1 pseudogene is annotated in these 618 nt (G+C 61.7%); it reads right to left on the bottom strand.

The window, feature by feature from the left end:
* Positions 1 to 91 precede the first annotated feature (91 nt).
* A pseudogene (locus FS320_RS44750) lies at positions 92 to 618 on the bottom strand (IS630 family transposase); the annotation flags it as partial.

Genomic DNA, 618 nt, shown 5'->3' on the forward strand with positions numbered 1-618 from the left:
TGTTGCCACCCATAAGGCCAAGGCGCGCAGCGCCTGATGGCCCACTCGCGGAGTCAATGGAACCTCACGTTCAGAGGTTCCACGTTGGTCCGATCTCCATGGGATTAAGATCAGGCGAATAAGCCGGCAGAAACAGGAACCAGGCGCCATGCCTCTTCAGGCATTCAGCGGCCTTGTCACTCTTATGGACCGCCAGGTTGTCAAGGATCACCACGTCGCCTTTGTGCAGGGTCGGCGCGAGCTGCGTCTCGATGTAAGCCTCGAACGCCAAGCGGGTGATCGGACCATCAATCACCCACGGGGCGCTCAACTCGTTGCAACGCAGCCCGGCCACAAAGGTCTGGGTTTTCCAGTGTCCAAAGGGAGCTTTCATGCGCAGCCGCTGGCCGCGGCGAGAGCGCCCACGCAGGCGCGTCATCTTGGTGTTGACATACGTCTCATCGAGAAAGATCAAGCGGTGCGGCTCCTGGCGCATGCGCGGCTGACGCTGAGCGTGCCAGATTCGGCGCTCATCGCGCACGTCGGCGCGTGCGCACTCCGCCGCCATCAGGTGTTTTTTTATACGTGAAGCCGCACCGGCACAGGAAGCGAGAGAGCATGGCAGGGGCCGCCACCACT

Origin of the sequence: Microvirga tunisiensis, assembly GCF_009296175.1 — a bacterium.
GTDB classification, from domain to species: Bacteria; Pseudomonadota; Alphaproteobacteria; order Rhizobiales; family Beijerinckiaceae; genus Microvirga; species Microvirga tunisiensis.